The organism is Shinella agrisoli (assembly GCF_046557955.1).
In the GTDB taxonomy this organism is placed as follows: Bacteria; Pseudomonadota; Alphaproteobacteria; order Rhizobiales; family Rhizobiaceae; genus Shinella.
Genome location: NZ_JBJIEP010000002.1, coordinates 47,082 through 53,559, shown reverse-complemented (window position 1 = coordinate 53,559; position 6,478 = coordinate 47,082). Strand labels below are relative to the sequence as shown.

The 6,478-nt window shown below is 61.1% G+C and carries 4 protein-coding genes and 1 pseudogene; 2 read left to right on the top strand and 3 right to left on the bottom strand.

Annotated elements, in window-relative coordinates:
- Window positions 1-789: pseudogene (locus ACIIOY_RS02755) on the top strand (hypothetical protein); the annotation flags it as partial.
- The gene (locus ACIIOY_RS02750; protein WP_411033093.1) at window positions 786-2,651 is read left to right on the top strand and encodes an O-methyltransferase; all 1,866 of its coding nucleotides are present in this window, start codon (window positions 786-788) and stop codon (window positions 2,649-2,651) included. The pseudogene ACIIOY_RS02755 and the gene ACIIOY_RS02750, both read left to right, overlap by 4 nt.
- Window positions 2,652-2,742: 91 nt before the next feature.
- Here ACIIOY_RS02750 and ACIIOY_RS02745 read toward each other — a convergent pair whose 3' ends face one another.
- The 3 genes from ACIIOY_RS02745 to rfbA all read right to left on the bottom strand — a co-directional run bounded on the left by ACIIOY_RS02745 (window position 2,743) and on the right by rfbA (window position 6,450).
- Complete coding sequence (locus ACIIOY_RS02745) at window positions 2,743-3,447, bottom strand: glycosyltransferase family A protein (protein WP_411033092.1); 705 nt, start codon at window positions 3,445-3,447, stop codon at window positions 2,743-2,745.
- Window positions 3,401-5,245, bottom strand: a complete 1,845-nt coding sequence (locus tag ACIIOY_RS02740; RefSeq protein ID WP_411033091.1) for a glycosyltransferase family 4 protein — start codon at window positions 5,243-5,245, stop codon at window positions 3,401-3,403. Before ACIIOY_RS02740 ends, ACIIOY_RS02745 begins: the two co-directional genes overlap by 47 nt.
- 305 nt (window positions 5,246-5,550) lie before the next feature.
- Entirely contained in the window at window positions 5,551-6,450 is a 900-nt protein-coding gene (gene rfbA / locus ACIIOY_RS02735) for a glucose-1-phosphate thymidylyltransferase RfbA (RefSeq protein ID WP_411033090.1), read from the bottom strand.
- Window positions 6,451-6,478: the final 28 nt, after the last annotated feature.

Sequence of the window (6,478 nt, the reverse complement as noted above, 5' to 3'; positions counted from 1 at the left end):
CTTGAAGAGGCGCTGAGCAAGGCACGCAGCCAGGCCGAGGCGGACAAGAAGGCGATAGCCGAGCGCGATGCGGCCCTCACGGCTGCCCAGGCCGGACGCGAACAGCTTGAAGAGGCGCTGAGCAAGGCACGCAGCCAGGCCGAGGCGGACAAGAAGGCGATAGCCGAGCGCGATGCGGCCCTCACGGCTGCCCAGGCCGGACGCGAACAGCTTGAAGAGGCGCTGAGCAAGGCACGCAGCCAGGCCGAGGCGGACAAGAAGGCGATAGCCGAGCGCGATGCGGCCCTCACGGCTGCCCAGGCCGGACGCGAGCAACTTGAAGAGGCGCTGAGCAAAGCGCGCAGTCAGGCCGAGGCGGACAAGAAGGCGATAGCCGAGCGCGATGCGGCCCTTACGGCTGCGCAGGCCGGACGCGAGCAGGCTGACAAGGCTTTGAAGGCCGAACAGGCACGTGTCGCATCCCATAAAGCCGCCACCAGCCGCATGCAGAATGCGCTGTATGAAAATGAGGAGGCTTTGGCGCGTGCGCGGGGCGATTATGCCCGTGCCCGAAAAGACATGTCGGAGACGCTTGAAAGCCTGCGAGCGGTCCAAGTTGACCTCGCCGATCTGCGAGACCGTTATGCTCGCCTTTATGACGAGAAGCGCCAGCTCGAACAGCTCGTTCGCAAGCTGACTCCCAGGCTGCAGGAAGCCGCCGGGCAGTTACGGGAGCTATTTGCACCGTCTGACAAGACGGCCCATATCGCGCGCCCACGACGGAACAAGACCACGAAAGAAAGCAAATGAGCCGTTCTGCAAACGTCCGCAAGCCGTCCTCTCTGGTCAGAGCCGGCGCAAAAAAGACGCCGAGCGCCGCCGGCCTGAAAAAGTTGGACGAGGCTATCACTCTGTTCGACGAGATGATCCGGCTACTAGACGACAGTTCCCTGCCGCAGCAAATCGAGGCCGGACTTCCCAGCGAACCACTGCCGAGCTTATTGCAGCAATGCGAGCAGATCGCGTCGCGCTCGGAAGCGGAATTGCCGCAGATTCTTGTGGCCTTTCCGGGGATGCCTCCTCTTAATTTGAGCTGGTGGCGCGGCCATGCTGCCGGAGTGAAACTGTATCGGCTGCCCGAACAGGGGGACGAGAATGACCTGCATATCTCGGAGTCGGTCGTTCGCGCTATGCAACAGGAATGTGCCCGCGAGGGGCGCGAACTTTTTTTCCTGGCGACACCCTTCGCCCTTTCCTCCGCCTTCGATCCGACGCGCACGCGGCTGCTCGTCTGTCACCCTTGGCGCGCCTATGCGGCTGCCGGTGTGGACTTGGGCTTTTCCCTTGATGGATTCTGCGCCGCGCTTCTCGAGCGTCTGCCGGATTTGGCGGAACCGCTGTGTTATGAAGACCTCGGCGATAGCCGGGAGGAGCAGGCAAAGATCTTGCTGGGGCGGCAAACTTTTCCCGGTTCCGCCAACGCGCAAGAGGGCAAGCCGATCGATTATTTCGGTTGGGCACCTGCCTATGAGGCGCTTTGCACAAGGTTCGGCTTTGATCCCTATCGTCTTTTCGGCGCCGACTGGATAACGTCTTCCGCATCGGTCGTTCCTCTCGCTGCCCCCCAAGATGGTGGCGCGCAGGTCTCGTGGTTCCTGCCCCGGGTTGCCGCGCTTTTGCCTCCGGATGCGGCAGATTCCCAGGTGCTCCTGGCGCAGATCGATACAGCACTCGCTGCCGATGCGGTTCCGGAAGCCCTTGATGCGCTGTTTTCCACCCTGGAGGGAGAGGACCGCGCCCTCGCCATGCTGTTGGTGGCAGCGCATTTTACGCGCAAGGGAGAGACATTACTTGCGATGGGTCTTGTCACGGAAGCCCTCGATGAGGCGCCGCCGCACGCCCAGTCGCTGGTCACGCTCGGCGCATCCCTGTATCTGAACCTGGGTCGGGGGGCGCTCGCCCTTGAAGCCTTGGCGTCAAGTTTGCGGCGCCCCGGGCTTCTGGCAGCGCCACAGATCGATGCGCTCGATACGGCCCTTTACGGTGAGGCAGCCAAGAGTTCGAACGGCGAACATGGCCACGCGCTGTTGATGTCCTATCTGCGGGACATGCCGCCGCTGCCCTTGCAGCGTAGACGGCTCATGGTCGAGATCGGCACGACCCGGGAAAGCGTGCCGGGCCAGGGATCGACACGCAAGCTTGCACAGCTTTGCGCGGAGCTCGGGTTGGATTTCGTGACCGTCGACATGGATCCGTCCAACAGCCGTCGAGCGCAGCGCATGTTCAAACGTCTGGGCTTGCCTTTCAAGGCGATCACCGCGAAAGGGGAGGACTATCTCGCGGCACATCCCGGGCCGATCGATTACATATTCCTCGACGCCTATGATTTCGATCACGGCAACCATTCCGAACAACGCCAGTCGCGCTATGAACGATACTTGGGCGACCGCATCAGCGATGCGGCCTGCCACCAGATGCACCTCGACTGTGCCCATTCCCTCGTGAACATTCTTGCCGACGACGGGTTGATCTGCTTCGATGACACGTGGAAAGACGATGAAGGCAAATGGACGGCGAAGGGTAAGACCGCCATGCCTTTCCTACTTGAAAACGACTTCGAAGTGATCATGACTTATAATCACGCCGCGCTGCTGCGCAGGCGCGAGAGATGATGCGCCGCAAGCGTGGCCGGCAAAAATCAAAAAACGTATTGCATGTGGCTGATTTCTCGCAACGTGCTTCCTGTTGCATTGATCGAGCCGCCTAAAGACCACGTCCAAGGAATTGCAGGATATAGGAATTGGGTCGGGTTATACCCTGGACCCGCACGGTGGCAATCGAGACGGATTCAGCTTTCCGGCGAATGACATGACCGGTCCCCGGCACGACTTTGTGGATCACGCCGCGGCTGATCGTCTCCATGTTCCACGCCCAGTCCTCGAAGCCGAATCCCGAGGTCAGATCCGTTGTGGGGTAGGGGGTCTGAACATAGATCTCACGGGAGGCGAAGCTCAGCGACGTCCAATAGTTCTCAATCGCCAAGCCCGCGGGCTTGAACGATTTTTCTTCCATGTCGACATGGCAGAATACGTGCTTTGCCGCGCCGAAATAGACGCATATTTCCGGATGCCAGACGATTGGCTCTTTACGGGAAGCGGCGATCAGCGCAGCGCTTGCAAGCCAGGTCTCCCCCCAGAGGTCATCGGCGTCGAGAAAGGCGACATACTGGCCTTTCGCCGCCTCCACCGCGAAATTGCGCGCCTTGCCCGGATCGCCGAAATCCGTTTCGACCAGCCGGAAATCCCTCTCGCTCTGGCTTTCCAACATCGCGCGCGTGAGGCGATCGGCCCGGTCCAGAATGATGAGGACCTCGACGTCGAAACCCGCTCCTTGCGCGTGCGTCACGTTGCGCTTCAGGCTGTCAAGGGACGGTTTGGCGATCAGCCCCTCGCGATGGGCGTTCAGCACTGCCGTTATCATTGGCCGACCCATGCAATAATCCTCCGCTCTCCGATGGCTCGCGGGCAAGAACCTCTCGATAGCGTCGCCAGTTATGGTGATCCTGCAATCGTCGTGTCATCGCGCTCACCGCTTCGCGTGCGCGGCGCGGGTCATCGGCGATCGATTGCAGTGCGTCGACATAGGGCGCCGGTTCGTCGAACGCGGTGATCAGCCATCCGGTGTCTCCATCGACGAGCTCGCCGATCCCGCCGACATGAGCGGCAACGATCGGTAGGCCGGCCGCGGCCGCCTCCAGCAGCACGTTGGGAATGCCGTCCCACAACGAGGTGTAGAGAAAGGCATCGTAAGTCGTCAGCGGCAGCGCTTCAAAACGCTCGAACGGCCCGTTCAAAAGGACATTGCGGCAGCGCCGCGCAAGTTCCGCCAACCGCGCTTCATGTGTCTCGTCGCCGCGTCCCCAAACATGGAATTCGAACTGCGGCGCGCTTTCGGCGATCCGAACCAGAAGATCAACATTCTTCTGCGCAGCGAAGCGGCCGGCCCACAATACACGAAGCGGAGCACCGGGCTCCCGCTCGGATCGCTGCGGGAGGGCAAATTGCGCGGCCGGCTGGTACAGTGTCACCAGCCGGTCGCACAATTCGTCCGGAATTGCGAACTGGCGCACCAATTCCTCTATATGCGTTCGATTGTCGAAATAGATTGCCGTCAGGAACGGCAGGCAATGCCGCAAATATAGATCGGAATAGCCGCTAGGTCGGCCGGAGGGAGAGTAATCCGGGCAGAACAGCATGGCATAAAGCCGGGCGAAATGGACAAGCCGGCTGCCGTGGCGTTTCATTGCTTCCCAACATGCCTGGCTGTTGACGTTGAGCACTGTCGTCGGTCGCAGGACGCGGATGAGAAGATCAACCAGCGCAACGCGCTCTTCCGATGAAAGCGCCGGATCGATGCGCGGAAGCGAGAGGATTGGTACGCCGTCCGGCATGAGATGGAGGGCTTCCTCGCAATCGTTGTCGGAGACGACGACCAGCACGAACCGCGCTCCGTGCGCCTCAGCGAGCGCCCGCACGGCGTGGCCGGCGACAAGATCTGCTCCGCCATGGATGATCCAGGGCACAAAGACGATCGCGAGGGGTGCGCAGTCGATCCGGCCAACGATCTGCTCGAACGCCCTTGCCACACGGTGACGCGGGACGCCGTTGACGACATCGATTCGGTCAGGGTCCGCGAAATACTCCGTGCTGTAGAGGTCCGGATCGAGATCTTCGACGCTCGCCAGGGTCGCCTTGGCCACCTCGAGCGCGCGTGCCGGCTTGACCGGGGTAAGGCCTTCCTCGCGGCCGTGGTCGATGAAATGCAGCAGCGGATTCGTCCCGAGGATGTCGGGATAGCGCCTCAGATACCAATCTGTATCGAAACCGGGACCGGGCGAGCGGCCTTCCTTCCAGCCATGCGCGAGATAGTGCAGCAGCGGTGGATAACGGGCGGCTGCCACGTCAGGGTAACGTTCGAGATACCACTGCGCATCGAATAGGCCGGAGTCGAGGATGCGGTCGGCGCCGCTCGGCGGAGCCGGGTGAACTTCCAGCCGCTGCCTGCGTCCATGCTTGAGGTAATGGACCAGCGGGTTGAGGCCAGACGTCCGCGCTGCTTCGTGCTGGTCGAGATAGCGTCCGGCATCGAAGGCCCTGCTGGGCGACAGCCGATGTTCCCTGCCGTGGAGCAGGAAATGCGTCAGCGGATCGATCTTCTCGCGGACGATATGGGGATGGGCGAGCCGATACCATTCTTTGTCAAACAAGCCCGACTTCCGCACGAGGCGGCGCGTAGGCCAGCGGCTGCTTGCGGCAAGCAAATGTTTGATTGTCTTCAGAAAGCGAATTTTAAACGGCTCCCTGTTTTGCCGGAAGTTGCCATTACTACAATCGCGGCCGGACCGAAAGCAATTGAATTGTCGACGGCGCCGGCCTTATTCAGTCCGGTGTCACGAGGGGTTCGGGCGACCGATGCTCGGCCATCAGGATGAACGTCCTACAGGCCACAGTCTTAGGACATACGGCGGAAACATAGCTGTGCTGACAGCCCGGATGGAGCAGAGACAACCGGTCATTCCGCCCTGTTAAGACCGGATAGGTCCGTTTCAAGAAGAACTTTCTCCCGCAGATATGCCCCATAAGTGCTTTTGCCGTGTGCCTCGGCCAGCTTCGTGAGGGCGTTTCGATCGATAAAGCCCATGCGGTAGGCGATTTCTTCCGGGCAGGAGATCTTGAAGCCTTGGCGGCGTTCCAGCGTGGCGACGAATTCGGAGGCTTCCAGGAGGCTGTCCGGCGTGCCGGTGTCGAGCCAGGCATAGCCGCGCCCCATCTGCTCGACATTGAGCTTGCCGCGCTCCAAGTAGATGCGGTTGACGTCGGTGATCTCCAGTTCGCCTCGTGGCGATGGCTTGAGGTTCGCGGCGATATCGACCACGTCCCGGTCGTAGAAGTAAAGCCCGGTGACAGCCCAGCTGGAGCGCGGCTTGGCCGGCTTTTCCTCGATCGAGACCGCCTTCATGCCTGCATCGAACTCGACCACGCCATAGCGTTCTGGATCGTTGACGTGGTAGGCGAAGACGGTGGCGCCATCCTGCCGCGCCATGGCGCTCTGGAAAAGATCGTTGATGCCGTGGCCGTAGAAGATGTTGTCTCCGAGGATCAGGCAGGACGAGCTGTCGCCGACGAAATCCGCTCCGATGATATAGGCCTGCGCGAGCCCCTCCGGAGAGGGCTGTTCGGCATAAGACAGAGATATCCCCCATTGCGATCCGTCGCCGAGCAGGCGCTGGAACAGCGGCATGTCGATCGGTGTCGAGATGATCAGGATTTCGCGGATGCTGGCCAGCATCAGCGTCGACAAGGGATAGTAGATCATCGGCTTGTCGTAGACCGGCATGAGCTGCTTGGAGACCGCCTTGGTCATCGGGTGAAGCCTTGTGCCGCTGCCGCCGGCAAGAATGATGCCCTTCATCGGTCGGAAATCCCTTCGGTTGTCTCTG

Excerpts from the sequence above, each read along its gene's own strand:
- ACIIOY_RS02750 (WP_411033093.1), top strand. The coding sequence starts at position 786 with ATGAGCCGTTCTGCAAACGTCCGCAAGCCGTCCTCTCTGGTCAGAGCC.
- rfbA (WP_411033090.1), bottom strand. The coding sequence starts at position 6,450 with ATGAAGGGCATCATTCTTGCCGGCGGCAGCGGCACAAGGCTTCACCCG.